Source organism: Flavobacterium rivuli WB 3.3-2 = DSM 21788 (genome assembly GCF_000378485.1).
Taxonomy (GTDB): Bacteria; Bacteroidota; Bacteroidia; order Flavobacteriales; family Flavobacteriaceae; genus Flavobacterium; species Flavobacterium rivuli.
Window position 1 is genome coordinate 233848 of sequence record NZ_KB899968.1, and the last position, 18837, is coordinate 252684.

17 protein-coding genes are annotated in these 18837 nt (G+C 40.6%); 5 read left to right on the forward strand and 12 right to left on the reverse strand.

From position 1 onward, the window contains the following. Window positions 1-19 precede the first annotated feature (19 nt). From F565_RS0107800 to F565_RS0107815, 4 genes are all read right to left on the reverse strand, one after another. Window positions 20-1102, reverse strand: a complete 1083-nt coding sequence (locus tag F565_RS0107800) for a hypothetical protein (RefSeq protein ID WP_154652562.1) — start codon at window positions 1100-1102, stop codon at window positions 20-22. A 70-nt stretch (window positions 1103-1172) separates the two neighbouring features. Continuing rightward, window positions 1173-1589 (reverse strand): hypothetical protein, encoded by a 417-nt coding sequence (locus F565_RS0107805; RefSeq protein WP_020212654.1) that lies wholly within the window; start codon window positions 1587-1589, stop codon window positions 1173-1175. Between the two features lie 50 nt (window positions 1590-1639). Further along, window positions 1640-2095 (reverse strand): GyrI-like domain-containing protein, encoded by a 456-nt coding sequence (locus F565_RS0107810; protein WP_020212655.1) that lies wholly within the window; start codon window positions 2093-2095, stop codon window positions 1640-1642. A gap of 108 nt (window positions 2096-2203) precedes the next feature. Then, a complete protein-coding gene (locus F565_RS0107815) occupies window positions 2204-2743 on the reverse strand; it encodes a tetratricopeptide repeat protein (RefSeq protein WP_020212656.1) in 540 nt (179 codons plus the stop codon). A gap of 182 nt (window positions 2744-2925) precedes the next feature. Here F565_RS0107815 and rpmH point away from each other — a divergent pair, with 182 nt between their 5' ends. After that, entirely contained in the window at window positions 2926-3087 is a 162-nt protein-coding gene (rpmH, locus tag F565_RS22650; RefSeq protein ID WP_008464848.1) for a 50S ribosomal protein L34, read from the forward strand. A gap of 284 nt (window positions 3088-3371) precedes the next feature. Then, window positions 3372-6224, forward strand: coding sequence for a carbamoyl-phosphate synthase large subunit (carB, locus tag F565_RS0107820; RefSeq protein WP_020212657.1), 2853 nt, complete (start codon window positions 3372-3374; stop codon window positions 6222-6224). A 370-nt stretch (window positions 6225-6594) separates the two neighbouring features. Here the strand turns inward: carB and F565_RS0107825 are convergent, their stop codons facing one another. The 3 genes from F565_RS0107825 to F565_RS0107835 form a co-directional block, all read right to left on the reverse strand. Next, window positions 6595-7059 carry a glycosyl-4,4'-diaponeurosporenoate acyltransferase CrtO family protein gene (locus tag F565_RS0107825; RefSeq protein WP_020212658.1) on the reverse strand — a complete coding sequence of 155 codons (465 nt, stop codon included), beginning with the start codon at window positions 7057-7059 and terminating at the stop codon, window positions 6595-6597. Window positions 7060-7169: 110 nt separating this feature from the next. Continuing rightward, the gene (locus tag F565_RS0107830) at window positions 7170-7667 is read right to left on the reverse strand and encodes a hypothetical protein (protein WP_020212659.1); all 498 of its coding nucleotides are present in this window, start codon (window positions 7665-7667) and stop codon (window positions 7170-7172) included. 10 nt (window positions 7668-7677) lie between these two features. After that, a complete protein-coding gene (locus tag F565_RS0107835) occupies window positions 7678-9669 on the reverse strand; it encodes a S9 family peptidase (RefSeq protein ID WP_020212660.1) in 1992 nt (663 codons plus the stop codon). Window positions 9670-9898: 229 nt separating this feature from the next. On the opposite strand from F565_RS0107835, the gene F565_RS0107840 reads away from it, so the two are divergent. Together F565_RS0107840 and F565_RS21330 are read left to right on the forward strand one after the other, a co-directional pair. Beyond that, complete coding sequence (locus tag F565_RS0107840; protein WP_020212661.1) at window positions 9899-10867, forward strand: ion channel; 969 nt, start codon at window positions 9899-9901, stop codon at window positions 10865-10867. Window positions 10868-10997: 130 nt separating this feature from the next. Further along, the gene (locus F565_RS21330) at window positions 10998-11573 is read left to right on the forward strand and encodes a T9SS type A sorting domain-containing protein (protein WP_020212662.1); all 576 of its coding nucleotides are present in this window, start codon (window positions 10998-11000) and stop codon (window positions 11571-11573) included. A 296-nt stretch (window positions 11574-11869) separates the two neighbouring features. Here F565_RS21330 and F565_RS0107855 read toward each other — a convergent pair whose 3' ends face one another. The 5 genes from F565_RS0107855 to F565_RS0107875 all read right to left on the reverse strand — a co-directional run bounded on the left by F565_RS0107855 (window position 11870) and on the right by F565_RS0107875 (window position 17963). Further along, the gene (locus tag F565_RS0107855; RefSeq protein WP_020212664.1) at window positions 11870-13141 is read right to left on the reverse strand and encodes an adenylosuccinate synthase; all 1272 of its coding nucleotides are present in this window, start codon (window positions 13139-13141) and stop codon (window positions 11870-11872) included. A 112-nt stretch (window positions 13142-13253) separates the two neighbouring features. Then, the gene (locus tag F565_RS0107860) at window positions 13254-13730 is read right to left on the reverse strand and encodes a Fur family transcriptional regulator (RefSeq protein ID WP_020212665.1); all 477 of its coding nucleotides are present in this window, start codon (window positions 13728-13730) and stop codon (window positions 13254-13256) included. A 171-nt stretch (window positions 13731-13901) separates the two neighbouring features. Beyond that, the gene (locus F565_RS0107865; RefSeq protein WP_026299947.1) at window positions 13902-16127 is read right to left on the reverse strand and encodes a RelA/SpoT family protein; all 2226 of its coding nucleotides are present in this window, start codon (window positions 16125-16127) and stop codon (window positions 13902-13904) included. Between the two features lie 657 nt (window positions 16128-16784). Then, the gene (locus tag F565_RS0107870; protein WP_020212667.1) at window positions 16785-17534 is read right to left on the reverse strand and encodes an SDR family NAD(P)-dependent oxidoreductase; all 750 of its coding nucleotides are present in this window, start codon (window positions 17532-17534) and stop codon (window positions 16785-16787) included. 156 nt (window positions 17535-17690) lie between these two features. Beyond that, window positions 17691-17963, reverse strand: coding sequence for an ArsR/SmtB family transcription factor (locus tag F565_RS0107875; protein ID WP_020212668.1), 273 nt, complete (start codon window positions 17961-17963; stop codon window positions 17691-17693). Window positions 17964-18223: 260 nt separating this feature from the next. On the opposite strand from F565_RS0107875, the gene F565_RS0107880 reads away from it, so the two are divergent. Then, window positions 18224-18568: a hypothetical protein gene (locus F565_RS0107880; RefSeq protein ID WP_020212669.1), complete on the forward strand. Its 345-nt coding sequence runs from the start codon at window positions 18224-18226 to the stop codon at window positions 18566-18568. The last annotated feature ends 269 nt before the right edge of the window (window positions 18569-18837 follow it).

The following is an 18837-nucleotide window of genomic DNA, read 5'->3' on the forward strand; positions in this document are numbered from 1 at the left end:
TGTTTGGAAGGAAAGGTTACTATTCGTCTCTGAATTTACGTGTTTTACCTTTTATTTTTATTTTAAGGTACCTGAAATTAAAACCATTCCTATTTCGCAGTTCACTGCTGTTATTATAGTGCTCTCTTGTTGCAGATGGTATGGCTGCTGTGTAAAAATAGTTGTCTTTACCCCAAAAGCCATTACCTACAGGCGACCAGGTACTGAATTCTTTATCGGCATAGAGTTGCCAGCTATTATCGCTCCATCTACTGTAATTTACAATAGTTGGCTGGTCGCTAAACAGCTGCCCAACGCTTATTACCGTTTTCCCGTCTTTTGAAAAATAAGGAAAATCTACGGAAGTGTATAATTCCTGTCCTGTTTTTTTGCTTATAACCATATAATAATATTGCTCACAAGCTTCGCAGGTAAGCAGTATTACATAAGCCTGCATTGCCTTGTATTCACCCAGATAATCGTAAGTATTAGGTAAATCGCCTTCGCCCTTATTGTCTTTAAATTCTACACCCGCTATAGTAATTGTACCGTTAACTTTTTTTACAGCGTTATTAATTTTAAAATCGCTTACAGCAGACTTTTCCAGTTTTAAAAATTCCAGCTTTGTAATAGTATCTACCTCCATATCGGGATAATCATCAGGATTGAAAGGCTCGTCAATACCTCCTGTTTTCCCACAGTCTGATGTAGTAAGCAAGCTGTCTGTAGTGTTATCAATATGACTATAAGGTTTGTTCAGCTCTGTTTTAGTAAGTACGATATTTAATTCGTACCCTAACGTTTTTCGTTTAACATAAGAATTATTATCAGTGTTGTTTATTACCGATACTAAACTGTCGCTTACAGTAATTACCCGCAATTCCTGCATAAAAGGAAAGCATCGGCCCCGCTCTTTTAAATCTTTGGTGTACGCTTTCGTTCCGTTATGAGCTATAACATACATGTTAAGTGTGTCCTGCGGATAGGGCGGTGATAACTGCGGGTATATAGAATATAACCTGGATTCTTTTGCATAGTTTTCGGCAACAGAGGTATTCTCATGAGGTTTTCTTACGGTACAAGAACACATTATGACCGTAAGGAAGCATAACAATTTTTTCATTGTTTATTATTTAGGCGCTGATGCGTGGTATAACGGTTTGTGGAATTAAAGATAACAATCCTCAGTAAACCTAATCTGCTATTCCATCCATGCCTTTATACACAAATGATGTATTTGCCGAATTTCGTTCTACCTCAAGCTTCAGGTTTTTAAATTCAGAGCCACCATAGCCTTTTCCTTTAAATTCGCGGAGCTCTTTTAGTTTCTCATCCCATTCGCGAACGGTAACAACGGCTATAGCATCAACTGCTCCTGTTATATTTACATAAAGATAATCGATACCGTCTTTCTGAACGTAATGGTCGAAATAATATTCCAGTTTAGAGGGGTCTGCTTTTTCAAGTAGCGAAGCCAGTTCTTCTTTATAAACTTTTGTTTCCGGCTCATTATTAAGTAAGACTGTATTCGGGGCTTTCTCTTCGGTTTTTCCGCAGGCTACGGTTAAAGTTACTGCGGCAAGAGTTAAAAATTTTGTAAGGTTTGACATGCTATTGGTTTAATACAACAACGTAACGTTACTTAAGATGTTGTGTGTTTTTATTTTACCGATAAATAAATATCTACAATAGCATTTTCCCAGTCGGCGCTAAGCTCATTGTATACCTCAAAGTCATAACCATACACCCTGTCAACGTCCGATTTCCATATTTCCTGCCATGCATTGGCAACGCATTCAGGCATTTTACCTTTAGCGGTAACTATGGCGTATTTTTGATTTGGAATCTCAATGCTTTGTAAACCATTAGGAGTTTCTGTATCAGCATCGACTATACACCCAATGAAAAAAGAGTAGGGTTGGGTATGGTCACCCTCATACTCAAAATACACGGCATAAATATCAGTAGATAGTTTATCGGTAATTTTATCGGCAACAGCCTCGCCCATAAATTTTTGCCACAGGGCGCCGCAGTCTATCGCTGCCTGCCCAATGGCATTAAAGGTTTTTTTATCAAGTTTAAGTCCGGTAAGTTTAAAGTTTTCTTTTGGAGTCATTGTGTGTTGATTGGCTTTCAAAGATACAATCTTTACACTCATTTGTAGCTGCTGTAAAAATCGTTATTAACAATCACCCACAAAAAAACCGCCATCAGGCGGTCTTCATTAATATCTTCTCATTTGTGTTTGAGGGCCTTTCTTTAACTGGGCCTTCATCATGGTTATCTGTTCCTTAAGCATTCCCTGCTTATCGAGTTTCTTAGCGTCTATAAGTAGTTTCTCTGCTTCTATCTTACGGTTCTTGCTCATTGCTATACCGGCAAGATTAAGTTTTGCCATAGCCATATCCTGGTCCATGTTAAGGCCAAGCTCTACTGCTTTTTTCAGGTATTTTTCGGCCTGCGTAAGGTTGGTTTGCGATAACATGATACCTTTAAGGTAGTTATAGTACCCTTCCTGTTTAGGAACAAGGGCGGTATGCGGGTCTTTTATTTTATCAAGGTATTTGTTGGCACCGTCAAAATCCTGTTTGCGCAGTTTAAGGAACGCAAGGAGTATCATTTCGTTTTTAAAATATAGGAATACGAATATACCTGATAACAGTAAGAGAAAAATACCGTTGCCTATGTTGCCTTCTACAAACTGCCAAACGGCTACTAACACTATTACAGCTGTTAAAACCAGCTTCAGATTTTTATTAAACATAATTATGTATAAATTTGCGGTGCAAAGGTAGTAAAATTAAAGAATGCGTTTAAATAAAATATTTTTTATAAAACTACTTGTCAGAAAAAAAAAGCTTTGTATATTTGCACTCGGTTTTAGGGTAGCGATGTCGTAAAGCTGTAAAGATAAGATATTTCAACAAGATTTAAAGATACAAAGCAATGAGCAAGAGAACGTTTCAACCATCAAAGAGAAAAAGAAGAAATAAGCACGGTTTTATGGACAGGATGGCTTCTGCCAACGGAAGAAAAGTACTTGCTCGCAGAAGGGCTAAAGGAAGACATAAACTAACTGTTTCAAGCGAACCTCGCCACAAGAAATAATGTTTGAAAAAACATATATAAAGAAAGGTGTTACTTATTTTTAGTAACGCCTTTTTTTATACCTAAGCCGGAGATTTTCATATCAGGTTCTTGTGTCCTCTCCCTAACCTCCCTAAAGGAGAGGGGATAACTACACTCATAACCGCACTGGCCTCCCCTCTCTGTAGAGGGGTAGCGGGAAAGGACTTAAGCGTAGACTCTATCGGGGCTCAGGTTTTAAAAAAATATCGTAAATTTGCATACCCTTAAGCGGGCACATAATAAACACAACTACAACACATACAATGCCTAAAGACACTTCCATCAAATCTGTTTTAATTATCGGTTCGGGCCCCATCGTTATTGGCCAGGCCTGCGAATTTGATTATGCCGGCTCTCAGGCCGCACGATCTATAAGGGAAGAGGGGATAGAAGTTATCCTTATCAACTCTAATCCGGCTACCATTATGACCGACCCTTCTATGGCCGATCATGTATACCTGAAACCGCTTACCACAAAATCGATAGTAGAAATACTTAAAGCACACCCAAATATAGATGCCGTACTACCCACAATGGGCGGGCAAACGGCTCTTAACCTTTGCCTTGAGGCAGAAGAAAAAGGGATATGGGCAGATTTTAACGTACGCCTTATTGGGGTAGATGTTAATGCCATAAACATTACCGAAGACAGGGAGCAGTTTAAACAACTGCTTGAAAGGATAGGCATACCGGCTGCACCTGCTAAAACGGCTAACTCGTTCCTTAAGGGTAAAGAGATAGCGCAGGAGTTTGGCTTTCCGCTGGTTATACGCCCATCGTTTACGCTGGGTGGTACAGGGGCTGCTTTTGTACACAGAAAAGAAGACTTTGATAACCTGCTTACCTACGGCCTTGAAATGTCGCCTATTCATGAGGTGCTTATAGATAAAGCACTTTTAGGATGGAAAGAATATGAGCTTGAATTGCTTCGCGATAAAAATGATAATGTAGTTATTATTTGTTCGATAGAAAATATGGACCCTATGGGTATCCACACAGGCGATAGTATTACTGTAGCTCCGGCCATGACACTAAGCGATGTTACCTTCCAGAAAATGAGGGATATGGCTATCCTCATGATGCGCAGCATAGGCAACTTTGCCGGTGGCTGTAACGTTCAGTTTGCGGTAAGCCCGGATGAAAAAGAAGATATTGTTGCCATAGAGATTAACCCAAGGGTATCGCGCTCATCGGCACTGGCATCTAAAGCTACGGGGTATCCTATTGCTAAGATAGCCTCTAAACTGGCGCTGGGTTATAACCTTGACGAACTGCAAAACCAGATCACAAAGTCAACTTCGGCTTTATTTGAGCCTACGCTCGACTATGTTATTGTAAAGATACCACGCTGGAACTTTGATAAGTTTGAAGGTGCCGACCGTACGTTAGGCCTTCAGATGAAATCGGTAGGTGAGGTTATGGGTATAGGCCGCTCGTTTCAGGAGGCGTTGCATAAAGCTACACAATCGCTCGAAATTAAGCGTAATGGTCTTGGTGCCGACGGTAAAGGCTACACCAACTATGAGCAGATCATCGACAAACTTACCCATGCAAGTTGGGACCGTGTGTTTGTTATTTATGATGCCATACAAATGGGTATTCCGCTTAGCCGCATTCACGAAATTACCAAAATAGACATGTGGTTCCTTAAGCAATATGAGGAATTGTACAGCCTTGAAAAAGAGGTGTCTAAATTTAAAATAGATACATTGCCTAAAGAATTGCTCCTTGAGGCGAAGCAAAAAGGTTTTGCCGACAGGCAGCTTGCCCACATGATGGACTGCCTTGAAAGCGAAGTGTATAATAAGCGCGAAGATATGGGCGTAAAACGTGTTTACAAACTTGTAGATACCTGCGCGGCCGAATTTGAAGCGAAAACGCCTTACTATTACTCAACTTTTGAAGCCGAAATTCAGCGTCCCGATGGTACCCGCTACGTTCATAACGAGAGTGTGGTTAGTGATAGAAAGAAGGTGGTGGTATTAGGATCTGGCCCTAACCGTATAGGCCAGGGTATAGAGTTTGACTACTCTTGCGTGCACGGTGTACTTGCCGCTGCCGAGTGTGGTTATGAAACCATAATGATAAACTGTAACCCGGAAACAGTATCGACTGATTTTGATACCGCTGATAAGCTGTACTTTGAGCCGGTATTCTGGGAACATATATATGACATCATCCGCCATGAAAAACCCGAAGGCGTTATTGTACAGCTTGGTGGGCAGACTGCCCTTAAGCTTGCCGAGAAACTTGACAGGTATGGTATAAAAATATTAGGTACCAGCTTTGATGCGCTTGACCTTGCTGAGGACAGGGGCCGTTTCTCTGACCTGCTTACCGAGCTTAAAATTCCTTTCCCACGCTTTGGTATTGCCGAAAGTGCTGAGGAGGCTACACAGCTTGCCGACACGTTAGACTTCCCGTTACTTGTACGTCCGAGTTATGTACTGGGCGGGCAGGGAATGAAGATAGTTATTAACAAACAGGAGCTGGAAGACCACGTTATAGATTTGCTTAAGAGCATACCGGGCAACAAGCTACTCCTTGACCATTACCTTGACGGTGCCATTGAAGCCGAAGCCGATGCAATATGCGATGGCGAAGATGTTTACATTATAGGCATCATGGAGCATATAGAGCCTTGCGGTGTACATAGTGGCGATAGTAATGCTACACTTCCACCGTTTAACCTGGGTGAGTTTGTAATGCAGCAAATAAAGGACCATACTAAAAATATAGCGCTGGCACTTAAAACGGTAGGGCTTATAAATATACAATTTGCCGTTAAAGACGATATTGTATACATTATAGAAGCTAACCCAAGGGCATCGCGTACGGTTCCGTTTATTGCTAAGGCATACGGCGAACCTTATGTAAACTACGCCACTAAAGTTATGCTGGGCGCTAAAAAAGTAAAAGACTTTACTTTTAATCCGCAGCTTAAAGGCTATGCCATAAAACAACCGGTGTTCTCTTTTAGTAAATTCCCGGGCGTAAACAAACAGCTTGGTCCTGAAATGAAATCTACCGGAGAGAGCATCCTCTTTATAGACGATCTTAAAGACGACCAGTTTTACGAACTTTATTCGCGCCGTAAAATGTATCTTACAAAATAGTTGTAGACGCGTTTCACTATAACGTCTCTACATATAAATAACTAAAGCCTCACGCAAGTGGGGCTTTCTGTTTAAATATATTCCGCCATAGGTTCAAAGAACGCAAAGCTTTGTGTTCTTCAATCCTGGTTTACCAGGATTGTCATCTTTATGTAAAGGTTTTACTTAGCTTGTGTACTTCGTGAAAAACCTCGTGCTCTTCGTGGTAAAAGAGAACAAAATTGAAGTATCTTATTAAACTAATATCTTTATAAATGGTTCAGCATTATTGCGGGTTTCTTATTTAATAGAATCTGTGTGCGAGACGCAAAGCATTCAATCTCTGCCGGAAATAGGATAATATTATATTAGACGTTGCACAGCAACGTTTCTACCGGGAAATCCTATCAATAATTTTATCCAGCCTCCTTTTGTTATACTGCTGCACCAATGGTGGATATACATGAAATACAATGTTACATACAAGGACAGGGATTATTGCATCTTCATAATAATGTTTTTGGTGCATAACAATCACGGCTATAAATGTACACATCAAAGCAACAAGGTGGCCAACTTCGGCAGTTGTCATTTCGTTTCTCAGCGCATTAAGTTTTGCTTTATCGGGGCGGCCTGCTATTTTCAGGGTCGGGTTTAAATGCTTCCAAAACGATATAACCAAAACTTTTTTAAAAAGTACGACGCCCAGATAACGGTTCGCAGCCTCGCTTTTTATAAAATTAAGGTTAGATATTTTTGAGTAAAATGGCCTGCTCTTTATTGCATGGTTAACCAATAGCCCAATTATCGAAAGGCTAAACGTAAAAGATATGGCGAAAATATAAGTTTTAAGCATGTTTATTTGTTTGAATCCATCAAATAACAAAATCCCCAAATTTGGGGATTCTTTCTGTTATTTAGATGTTACATTGCTACGTCTTACATAGAATATTCCCATTATACTTATTATACGGTAATATAAGATGTACTCATTCCGGGAAACCCTGCATAATGAACCTCAATATTTTCCTGAGGAAAACTTTCATTAAGCAACTGTATCATAAAATTTAAAGTTGATATTAAACTTTGAGTTTGTATAGGAAATGACCATGACACCTTAAAGTAATCATCTTCTTTTTTCTCTTCCAGATCATTTAAATATTTAATTGATAGCTGACTGCCTAAAGCTGCTATAATTTTTTTAGTATCCTGAAGCACATTGATCATTGTGTTTATCTCATTCGGTTCAATTATATAAGCGTCGAATAAAATAGTTACCATTCCTGCATTTATCCCTGATGTATTAGAATCACAGTTCTTATATATTTTTACCAGATTTTCATTAAAGTTATGCAAATCGCTTTTCAAAAATGCATTGCATATAAAATGGCTTAGAACCTCAATATAGGATTCCGGGATCCAAAATCCACTTTGTTTGTACTCTATAAAAGTTTCATGCGCCATTATATTTCAATTACTTAAGATACTTTGCAAAGAACCCAATCATGCATTGGTACAACTCGATCTGGTTTTCTTCGTGGCCAAAACCGTGGCCCTCATTGTACTTAACCATGTAAGGCGTAGCCACACCTTTAGCCCTTAGTTTAGATACTATCTGGTCGCTTTCATCTATATTAACCCTTGGGTCATTAGCGCCCTGAGAAACAAATAACGGCTTGGTAATCTTATCAATATTAAGCGCAGGAGATACCTCTGTCATGATTTTTTGGTCGGCGGCACTATTTTCATCATACCACTGCTCATACACCTGAGCAAGGAATGGTTTCCAATATGCAGGGAACGATTTAAAGAAGGTAAACAGGTTAGATACCCCAACGTAGTCGATACCGCATTTATAAAGGTCGGGTGTTTTTACAAGGCTGCCCAGGGTTGCAAGGCCACCATAGCTTCCGCCGTAAACTGCCACTTTACTGCCATCAATAAAATCGAGTGTTTTGGCGTATGCCACACCATCTTCCAGGTCTTCCAGCATTTTGCGGCCTATCTGTTTGTTTCCGGCAACAAAAAATTTCTTGCCATACCCGCCAGATCCGCGATAATCTATTTGTATCGTAGCGTAACCACGGCTTGCAAACAGTTGGGTTTCGGGGTTAAAGCCCCAGTTATCCCTAACGCCATAAGGGCCACCGTGCGGGTTAACTATCAGCGGCACTTTTTTAGATTTAGAAGCCTCTTTAGGAATGGTAAGGTAACCGTAAATAGTAAGCCCATCGCGCGATATAAATTTAATAGGGCGCATCTCTGCCATATCAGTTTCCTTAAGCTGCGGGGCAAGGTTCATTATTTCTTTAAAGCTGTCTTTAGCAACGTCATAAGTGTAGTATGTACCGTAAAGTTTATCACTTGTAACATAAACAAGATATTTATCTTCATTGTCGGTTATTCCGGCAAGGCCAAAATCTTTACCGTCAAACTGCTTTTCTAAACGGGCGTGCAGTTTTTTGTAGGTTGCACTTACCGGTATTGTATGGTCTTTTTCGCCACTATAGTAATAATAGTCTACCTCATAGCCACGTTTGCGCGACGTTACTAAACCACTTACATCAAATGTTGGGTTGCTGTATACCTTTTTAATGGTTTTCTTCAAGGCAAGGTCATATAATATAATCTCCCTTGTATTACTTTCTGTATTGGTAACTACAAACGCATCATTAGGATTAGGGGTCGTATAGTCGAAGGCAATGATAGAAAAATCGTCCTTCCAGGTAGTTTGTATCACTTTTTCAAAAGGCTTGTCGTTACCTGCCCTGTAGTACAGGGCATTCTCAGTGCCATTTTGTTGTTGTGTGTACGCTTTAAGGTTACCGTCTTTATCAAAGTCAAAACCACCAATAGGGTTTGCAATATCTTTGTTTTCAAACAGCTTAACCGCTTCGCCCGTTTTAATGTTTATTTTATAAGGTTCAAAAACCTGAGGGTTTTCCTTATTCATCTCCACGATCATGTAATCAGGCTGATCTTTAAGTATTTTGCTAATGCTGGCCTTAACACCATCAAAAGGGGTAAGGTCTTTTTTATTGCTGCCATCAAGGTCTACTGCATAAATATGGTAATTCTCGTCGCCACCTTTATCCTGCATATATACAAGGCGTGTATTTCCTGCCCAATTATAACCGCGAATAAGCTCATCCTTTTCTTCTATAATGCGCTTAACCTCGTTAGTAGTGGTGTTTTTTACGTATACATGGCTTTTACCTTTTGCATCTCTTTCTTTATAAGAGAGGTACTGCCCGTTAGGCGAAAACTGGAACGAAAACTGGGAAGGCTTTTTAAAGTAATCGGCTACGGTATATTTGTACGTGCCTTTCTCTGAAGCTGCCAGTTTAGCAAGTTCGTCTTTAGATGATGCCAGTGAGGGGTTTCCCGGCTGTGGTTTTTCTTTTTCCTGTGCGCCTGCAATGCTGATAGCACTGAAAGCCAGGATGGTTGCAACTACGTTTTTCATTGGTTTTTTGATTGATGATTAAATTAGTATTGATTGGTTCATATCAAATGTAACAATTAAAATTTTACGCCTGATTATGTTTGTTGTTTATATATGTAGGTGTTTTTTAAAATATGTTACACAATGCAGGCTCATTTTTCTCACAACTGTTTGCTGTATTTGTTACAGCAAGCCGTGCGTTGTAAATGTTGAAGCATTATTGTTACATTTGAAATACAATTTAGCACACATGGATATTTTTAGGAAAAAAGTAAATACTCAGGCAAAAACTATCGACACCTCTGGTTTTGGTACCAATCCGTCGAGCTATGGCGGGCGTTTTATAAATAAAGACGGGTCGGCTAATATAGAGAAACGCGGACTTACTTTTTTTAGCAGAATAAGCTGGTACCATACCATGCTTAACATGCCGGGATGGAAGTTCCTGAGTTTACTCGTAACCTTTTACATGGTGGTTAATTTTATATTTGCCCTATTGTATTATGCTATTGGTATAGAATATCTCGATGGGATAGACCCTACGGGTAACGAGTGGCTTAAATTTGGTAAGGCTTATTTTTTTAGCGCCCAGACGTTTACTACAGTAGGGTATGGCCACATAAGCCCAAGCGGATTTTTAACCAGTGCACTATCTGCTGCCGAAGCGTTAACCGGATTGCTTAGTTTTGCAATTGCTACAGGTTTATTTTATGGACGTTTTAGCAGGCCAAAGGCATTCCTTAAGTTTTCGCACAATGCCCTCATTGCACCCTACCATGGCGGTACTGCTTTTATGATACGGTTTGCACCTTTTAAAAACACTAAACTTATAGATGCCGAAGCCCGTATGACACTGGGCATGACGGTTATGGGAGATGATGGCATACCGGTAAATAAATTTTATGTTCTTCCGCTGGAGATGGAAAGGATTACAGCGCTGTCATTAAGCTGGACACTCGTACACCCCATTACAGAGCAAAGCCCTTTTCATGGTTTTACCAAACAGGATTTTGCCGCGGCACAGGGAGAAGTTATTGTATATGTAAAAGCCTTTGATGATTTGTTCAGCAATACTGTTGCAATAAGCACATCATATACTTTTGATGAGATTATTTACGGTGCAAAATTTGAAATGATGTATGCTGAAAACGAGGATAATACTAAAACGGTTTTATATCTTGATAAGCTTAATGCTTACAAGCCTGTTCACATAGGTTAAAATCGTATACTAAATGAAAGTGTGCATATTCTAAGTTGAAAGCTGCTTATACTCAATGGATATGGATTACCGGTTTTAATTATTGTTAATTTGTTATTGGACAAATTATACATTTTAAAACAACACAACAATGAAAACAAAATTACTTTCTTTAATGTTCCTTTTCGGAGCCTTTACCATGAATGCCCAGGAAACCCACATGATTAACTGGTTTTTTAATGTTCCTGCGGCTCAGGCAAGTATGACCATTAACCAGGGCGATACCGTGATGTGGATGCTTACAGACGCTATGCCTCATACAGTAGAAACATCTGCCGGTGCAGTAGAATCTTTTGCAAGTGGCAACCTTAATGCAGGAACTACTTATTCTCATACTTTTAACACTGTAGGAGCTGTACCATATATTTGTGCTTATCACAGCAACATGAGGGGCACTATTACAGTATCTGCCGTTGCCGGTGTAAAAGATGTAAAAACTACGGCTATTAAATTTTTCCCTAACCCTGTAAACGACATCCTTACTATAAATGCTAAAGATGTTGTAGACCAGGTAAGTGTTTACGACCTTACAGGCAGGCAGGTATTAACCAGTGTAGCAAGTACTACAGTTGTAAAATTATATATGGATAACTATCCTTCAGGTACTTATGTGGTTAAAGTAACTTCTGCCGGTAAAACCGAAAGCATGAAGGTTGTAAAACAATAGTACACGCTTCTTACACATACAAACAACGAAAGACCCGCAATTGCGGGTTTTTTTATGCCCTGTTAAATATATCTTTTACGACTAGGTTCAACGTGCGCGATGCTCTCTACATGAGACTTTGTGTTCTCCCGCCAAAGGCGGAAAGTGTGAATGCTTTATTCACACAGCCTGGTGTTCTTTGTGAAAAACTTCGTGACCTTAGTGGTCAAAAACATATCAGTATGAACAAGTACAAAACAATTAATTTCTGATTGCTGTATAAGAAAAGCCGCTCTGTAATGGGAGCGGCTTTAGTATTATTTAGTAATGGTCTGGGTCCTGTCGGGGCCTACAGATACTACTTTGATGGGCACTTCAAGTTGCTCTTCAATAAAAGCAATGTATTCTTTAAACTCCACCGGAAGTTCGTCAAAATTTTTGATTCCGGTAAGGTCGGCAGCCCAGCCTTTTTTCTCAACAAAAATAGGCTCTACGTTTTCAGGCTCAATGTTGTAAGGGAAATAGTCCGTTTCAACACCTTTATATTTATAAGCGGTACAAACTTTAAGGGTTTCAAAGCCCGAAAGTACATCGCCCTTCATCATGTATAATTGTGTAACGCCGTTTACCTGTACGGCATATTTAAGAGCCACAAGATCTAACCAGCCACAACGCCTTGCACGGCCTGTAACCGATCCAAATTCATTGCCTACTCGTGCCATGGTAGCACCGTCTTCGTCAAACAGTTCGGTTGGGAAGGGGCCACTGCCCACACGCGTAGTGTATGCTTTAAATATACCAAACACATCTTTTACCTTGTTAGGGGCAATACCAAGGCCGGTACATGCACCCGCCGCAGTAGTGTTAGATGATGTTACAAATGGGTACGTTCCAAAATCGATATCAAGAAGCGATCCCTGTGCACCTTCGGCAAGAATGGTCTTACCTGCTTTCATGGCTTTGTTAAGGTATTCTTCGCTATCTATAAAAGTAAGTGTTTTAAGTACTTCTACCGCAGCAAAAAACTCAGCCTCAAGTTCTTCAAGGTCATACTCAAGGGCAACATCATAAAACGCTATCATGGCCTGGTGCTTATCTGCAAGGGCACGGTAGTGGTCTTTAAAGTTATCAAGCTCTATATCGCCTACGCGGATACCGTTCCTGCCGGTTTTATCCATATATGTAGGGCCAATACCTTTAAGGGTAGAGCCTATTTTTGCCTTACCTTTAGAAGCTTCGCTGGCAGCATCAAGCAGGCGGTGGGTAGGTAATATAAGGTGCGCTTTACGCGAAATAAGCAGGCGCGATTTAATATCAATATTAAATTTCTCCAGGCCTTCCAGTTCTTTCTGGAAAACTACCGGGTCCATAACAACGCCGTTACCTATAATGTTAATCGAATTTTTGTGGAAAATACCCGATGGTATCGTTCTAAGCACGTGCTTAATGCCATCAAATTCTAACGTGTGGCCTGCATTAGGCCCGCCCTGAAAACGGGCTATAATATCATATCCTGAAGTAAGAACGTCAACAATTTTTCCTTTGCCTTCGTCGCCCCACTGTAATCCGAGCAGTAAATCTACGGTCATTCCTTATTAGTTAGTTGTTTATGTTGTAATTATTGTTCGTTAGTATCCTTAAAAACAAAAACCAATCCTTATTCAGGGTTGGTTTGCTTTTGCTGTTTATAGTCAGCCGCTATTAACTTTCGGCCTTTTCTACCTCGGCAGCAGGAGCAGGTATTGCTTTTTTGTTGCCGTAAAGGTATAAAGAATGGTTATGAATTTCAATACCAAAAATTTCTTCTATCGTTTTTTTGATGCTTTGTATCCTTGGGTCGCAAAACTCAATTACCTCGCCGGTATCCGTCATGATAATGTGGTCGTGCTGCTTATCAAAATACGATTTTTCGTAGTGTGCCTGGTTCTGGCCAAACTGGTGCCTGCGCACAAGCCCGCATTCCAGCAGCAGCTCTATCGTGTTGTACAGCGTAGCACGGCTTACACGGTAGTTCTTGTTCTTCATTTTAATATAAAGCGATTCTATATCAAAATGCTCAAGGCTGTTGTAAATTTCCTGGAGTATAGCATAGCGCTCAGGTGTTTTCCTATGCCCTTTGTCTTCAAGAAATTTTGTGAAGACATTTTTTACAATATCCTGGTTTTTATTATTTTCCATGGTTTATTAATCAATGTACAAAGATAAGCTAATTTTTTTTAAGTGAAAGATTAGTTGGTTAAAAGTCGGTAGTTACAAACTATAAATGTCAACCACGAATTACACAAATTTGCAAAAATTTTTACTAATTGATGAAATTCGCGTGGATTTGTGCAATTCGTGGCTTTAAAATCAACTATTATAAATCCTTGTTACCTTATCTATCCCATCAATTTTCTTAATGGCCTCAATAAGTTTTTTAAGCAGGGCGTTGTTTTGCACCACTACGGTAAGCTGCCCGTTAAAAATACCGGCATCGCCACTAAGCGATATGCTTTGTATGTTAACATGCATGTTGTTACTAATAACCTTAGTAAGCTCGTTAGTAAGCCCCAGCGAGTCCATACCTGTAATTTTAAGGGTAGCCTTAAACTCTTCCTGAGACGAGTCTATCCACTTGGCAGGCATAATGCGGTAGGCATAATTGCTTTGCAGCCTTATAGCGTTAGGGCAGTCTTTTTTGTGGACTTTTATACCTTCATTAATGGTCACGAAACCAAAAACATCATCGCCGGGTATGGGGTTACAGCAACTTGCCAGTTTATAATCAAGTTTATCTTCGTTCTTGCCAAAAACAAGCAGGTCATAATTGCGGCTTATCTCGTCTTTCTGAATTTGCTCCTGCGGCAGGTTAGGCGTACGCTTAATTTTACCTTTAAAGAAATTCATAAAGGTATTGCTTTTAAGCGCGGCATAATCCTTAAGCTGCTGATTGTCTATAGAGCCTACGCCCACACGGTAAAATAAGTCGAGGCTGGTTTTAAGCTTAAGATAGCTAACGAGTTCGTTTATAGTGGTTTCGTTAAGCGATATTTTAAGATGGCGAAGCTTGCGGGTTAGGAGTTCCTTACCGTCTTCGGCAATTTTTTTAGTGTCCTCGTTAAGTACGTTTTTAATTTTATTCTTGGCGCGCGATGTAGTAACATAATCCAGCCAGTGCTGGTTGGGCTTTTGGTTTTGAGAGGTGATAACCTCTACCTGGTCGCCACTGTTAAGCACATGGTTAAGCGGCACCAGTTTGCCATTTACACGCGTACCACGGGTACGTATGCCAATCTCTGAGTGGATGCTGAAAGCAAAATCCAGTGAGGTAGCACCCTTTGGCAGCGATTTTATTTCGCCCTTTGGTGTAAACACATAGATCTCTTTAGCGTAGAGGTTCAGTTTAAAATCCTCCACAAAATCTACCGCGTTGCTCGACGAATTTTCCAGGGCTTCCTTAAGCAGGTTAAGCCAGGTTTCCAGCCCGTGCTCCTCTGTGTTGGCTCCCTGTTTATATTTATAGTGTGCGGCATAACCTTTTTCGGCTACCTCGTCCATACGTTCGCTGCGCACCTGTATCTCTACCCAGCGGCCTTTAGGGCCCATAACGGTAATGTGCAGGGCCTCATATCCGGTAGATTTAGGCGATGATATCCAGTCCCTCAGCCTGCTTGGGCTTGGGCGGTAATGATCGGTTACTATCGAGTATATTTTCCAGGCGAGGAATTTTTCATCGTGCTGGTTTTCAGATTTATAAATAATGCGCAGGGCAAACTTGTCATACACTTCATCAAAGCTAACGCCTTGTGCCAGCATTTTGCGGCGGATGGAGTATATAGATTTTGGCCTGCCTTTTATAGTGTACTCTATACCCTCGCTATCGAGCGATGTTTTCAGAACGTCAGATATCGCCTTAATGTAAGCATCCTGCTCCTCTTTGGTTTCCTTCATTTTGCCCACAATATCGTGGTACACAGCCGGCTCTGTATATTTAAGTCCAAGGTCTTCAAGCTGGTTCTTAATGTTGTACAACCCCAGGCGGTGGGCAAGGGGAGCGTAAATGTATAAGGTTTCAGATGCTATTTTGGCCTGTTTATAATCGGCCATGCTTTCCATCGTCTGCATGTTGTGCAGGCGGTCGGCAATCTTAATAAGTATAACACGCACATCATCATTAAGGGTAAGCAGCATCTTACGGAAGTTTTCTGCCTGCATGCTTATTTCCTGGTCGGTCTTAACCTGTGCAATCTTGGTAAGCCCCTCAACAATTTGTGCAATTTTGGGGTTAAACATACGGCGGATGTCATCTACCGTAATATCAGTATCCTCAACCACATCATGCAACAGGGCAGAGGCTATGGATGTAGCACCAAGCCCAATCTCCGACGCTACAATTTTAGCCACGGCAATAGGGTGAAAAATATATGCCTCACCACTTTTGCGCCGCTGGTCTTTGTGGGCATCTACAGCCACATCAAAAGCCTTACGTATCAGTTTCTTATCCTCCTCTGTAAGAGTTTGGTAACTAATACGCAGTAATTCCTTGTATTCTTTGGCAATCGCCTTGTTTTCCTGTTCTATATCAATCTCTACCATAGCATCTTTCATGTGCTTTAAAAGTAATGAAATTTTTGCGATATCCAATATGTGAAACAAAGATTCTATCTATAGTAGTATAAGAAAATCAGTGTTTATTTAAGCTCAAATTTTTTATTCACAGCGGCTGGTTAAGTGCATTTTTACAAACGCCGGTCCCGCTTTCGCCTTTATCCCTTCGCTATGCCACGCCTGCGGCAGGCAAGCTATGGGGATGGCGGCTCTATCGGGGCTAAGGGTATGGATTGGTCGTTGAACCTCACCCCAGGATATCTGTCGGGAATCACCTCTGCCTATCTTTTGGGCACATTTTTCTGTCATCTCCCCAGCCTCTCCGAAGGAGAGGGTGCAGCTACATTCGAATGTTTCTGGTTAAATTAGCCTGATTTTGCATTAATTTTCTCGAACTATACCCTTTGTTGGCTCCCCTCTCCTTCGGAGAGGGGCTGGGGGTGAGGACACTATTCAATTATAAATAAGAGTATGTGTAGCCGCTCCCCTCTCCTTTGGAGAGGGGCTGGGGGTGAGGTCTGGTAAACAAATACTTTCACATATTGGCTCGATCTGCGAAAATCCGCGAAAACCGCATTCCATTAAACAAAAAAAAGGCAGGGAATAACTCCCCGCCTTTAACGAACTGAATTTTAAAACGATAAATTATAAACCTCCCGAGGCGTTTACCCTTTGTCCTGTAATCCATCCGGCATCGTCCGATGCAAGGAAGGTTACAATACCGGCAATATCCTGCGGCTGACCCAAACGGCCCAGTGGTGTTGTAGCTACAAGCTGGGCCTCAAACTCGCTGCCTATAACTCCGGCGGTGTGTGTGCCTTCGGTTTCTGTAATACCCGGCGATACCGTATTTACCCTTATTTTTTTAGGGGCAAGCTCCAGTGCCAGTGTTTTTGTAAGGGTGTCAAGCGCACCTTTTGTTGCTGCATAAACTGCGGCATTAGGGCTTGGGCTGGTGGCTATTACAGAGCTGATGTTAATAATGCTGCCGCCTGTTTCCGGGAAGTGTTTTAAAGCTTCGCCTGTGGTAAGGATGGGGCCCAATACATTGGTGTGAAACTGCCTGTCAAATTCTTCAGCAGTTACATCCTGTACCGCGTCAAATTTATAGATACCTGCATTGTTTACTACAATGTCTATATTGCCAAAGGCTTCCTTTGCCTGGCCAAAAATGCGTGCAATGTCTTCGGTGCTGGTTACAGACCCCTGAACGGCGATGGCCTGGCCACCGCTTGCGGTTATTTCGCTAACGGTTTTGTCTGCACCCGCTTTATCTGATGCATAATTTACGGCAACTTTTGCGCCTGCATTTGCTAAATCTTTTGCTATACCGGCTCCAATTCCTTTTGAAGCTCCGGTTACGATGGCTACTTTGCCTTCTAATTTTAAACTCATCTTGTGTTGACTTAAACTTTTAAAACATTTATATATTTAAATAAATCAATGTATTTTAATATAGCTTTTTGCTTTTATCCAAATACACAACAAATGTATATCTATTAATTTATATATTTATATTTTTCTATATGTTTTTTTTCAAAAAACAGAAGTTTATTGTTTAAGGGTGCTTAAAAAGGTAATGTAGCCATCAAGGACTTCGCTGTCTATAGAGTATTTTATATTGCGGCCTTCCTTTTCGGATATAAGTAATCCGGCATCGCCCAGTTGCTTAAGGTGATGCGAAACAGAAGGTTGTGCGAGGTCTACAAGTCCGCAAATATCAGCACATTGCATCCATTCCCGTTGTTTTACCTCCTGGAGTATGCGCAGGCGGGTGGGGTCGCCCAGCGCTTTCGATATGCGTTCTATATCTTTAGCTTTCATAGTAAAATTTATATATGCAAATTTATCAATTTAAATGACACGAAACTGTTAATGTGTTTTTGTGTTATTTGCCACTAATTTGACTTATTCACTATTAATTAAATTAGGTAGCGTATGGGCTTAAAAGAAATTAGTTGAAATGATGGCTTCAGTAATTAGAATTACTATTTTTTTACCTTTGCAGCCACGGATTATAAGTGCTAATTCTATTCAATACTTCCCTACAATCTTTCCCACGATATTTGCCTTACACAAAAATTATGTGTTACGCATCGCAACCTGTTACCCGCAAAGTATTCGACTATAATGCCTACATACAAGGCCGCCTGCGTGGTGAATATGTAGTTATTTACCATACTGTTGTAGAAGAACCTGAAGATGTTGCGTCTGATATTCAATTAGATATAACAGACATGCCGACTTTTGATATACAGCAAACGACTGTAATCCCAATTATTTCTTTCAGTAATAATATTCATTCTGATTTAATTTGGGCAACAACAATTTCCAGGGATATATTCTCAGACTATTACTACACTACAAATCTTACTCTTCCTATCAAAGCAACCTCCATCAATTGCCGGGGTGCTCCACATTTATTGTAACGATTATTTTTTTCCACGGCTAAAAACCGGGGTAGGTTTCTATTGCCATAATCGTTCTTTGACATATTGAAATATTAATGAGTGCACATGTAGCTAAGCCCCGGCGGGGCGAAATGTTTATAGCATTATTTAGACCATAGTTTTTGAGTTCCGGCGGAACGGCATGTAAAATTATGCCGCTCCTCCGGAGCTCTAAGCTGCGCGATTGTTAGTTTTCTATAAACATGCCGTTCCTCCGGAACTTAAAAGATAATATTCCTCAACATACT

Bases quoted from the DNA above. Each gene is read 5' to 3' on its own strand.
- F565_RS0107800 (WP_154652562.1), bottom strand. From the start codon at position 1,102: ATGAAAAAATTGTTATGCTTCCTTACGGTCATAATGTGTTCTTGTACC.
- F565_RS0107805 (WP_020212654.1), bottom strand. From the start codon at position 1,589: ATGTCAAACCTTACAAAATTTTTAACTCTTGCCGCAGTAACTTTAACC.
- F565_RS0107810 (WP_020212655.1), bottom strand. From the start codon at position 2,095: ATGACTCCAAAAGAAAACTTTAAACTTACCGGACTTAAACTTGATAAA.
- F565_RS0107815 (WP_020212656.1), bottom strand. From the start codon at position 2,743: ATGTTTAATAAAAATCTGAAGCTGGTTTTAACAGCTGTAATAGTGTTA.
- rpmH (WP_008464848.1), top strand. From the start codon at position 2,926: ATGAGCAAGAGAACGTTTCAACCATCAAAGAGAAAAAGAAGAAATAAG.
- carB (WP_020212657.1), top strand. From the start codon at position 3,372: ATGCCTAAAGACACTTCCATCAAATCTGTTTTAATTATCGGTTCGGGC.
- F565_RS0107825 (WP_020212658.1), bottom strand. From the start codon at position 7,059: ATGCTTAAAACTTATATTTTCGCCATATCTTTTACGTTTAGCCTTTCG.
- F565_RS0107830 (WP_020212659.1), bottom strand. From the start codon at position 7,667: ATGGCGCATGAAACTTTTATAGAGTACAAACAAAGTGGATTTTGGATC.
- F565_RS0107835 (WP_020212660.1), bottom strand. From the start codon at position 9,669: ATGAAAAACGTAGTTGCAACCATCCTGGCTTTCAGTGCTATCAGCATT.
- F565_RS0107840 (WP_020212661.1), top strand. From the start codon at position 9,899: ATGGATATTTTTAGGAAAAAAGTAAATACTCAGGCAAAAACTATCGAC.
- F565_RS21330 (WP_020212662.1), top strand. From the start codon at position 10,998: ATGAAAACAAAATTACTTTCTTTAATGTTCCTTTTCGGAGCCTTTACC.
- F565_RS0107855 (WP_020212664.1), bottom strand. From the start codon at position 13,141: ATGACCGTAGATTTACTGCTCGGATTACAGTGGGGCGACGAAGGCAAA.
- F565_RS0107860 (WP_020212665.1), bottom strand. From the start codon at position 13,730: ATGGAAAATAATAAAAACCAGGATATTGTAAAAAATGTCTTCACAAAA.
- F565_RS0107865 (WP_026299947.1), bottom strand. From the start codon at position 16,127: ATGGTAGAGATTGATATAGAACAGGAAAACAAGGCGATTGCCAAAGAA.
- F565_RS0107870 (WP_020212667.1), bottom strand. From the start codon at position 17,534: ATGAGTTTAAAATTAGAAGGCAAAGTAGCCATCGTAACCGGAGCTTCA.
- F565_RS0107875 (WP_020212668.1), bottom strand. From the start codon at position 17,963: ATGAAAGCTAAAGATATAGAACGCATATCGAAAGCGCTGGGCGACCCC.
- F565_RS0107880 (WP_020212669.1), top strand. From the start codon at position 18,224: ATGTGTTACGCATCGCAACCTGTTACCCGCAAAGTATTCGACTATAAT.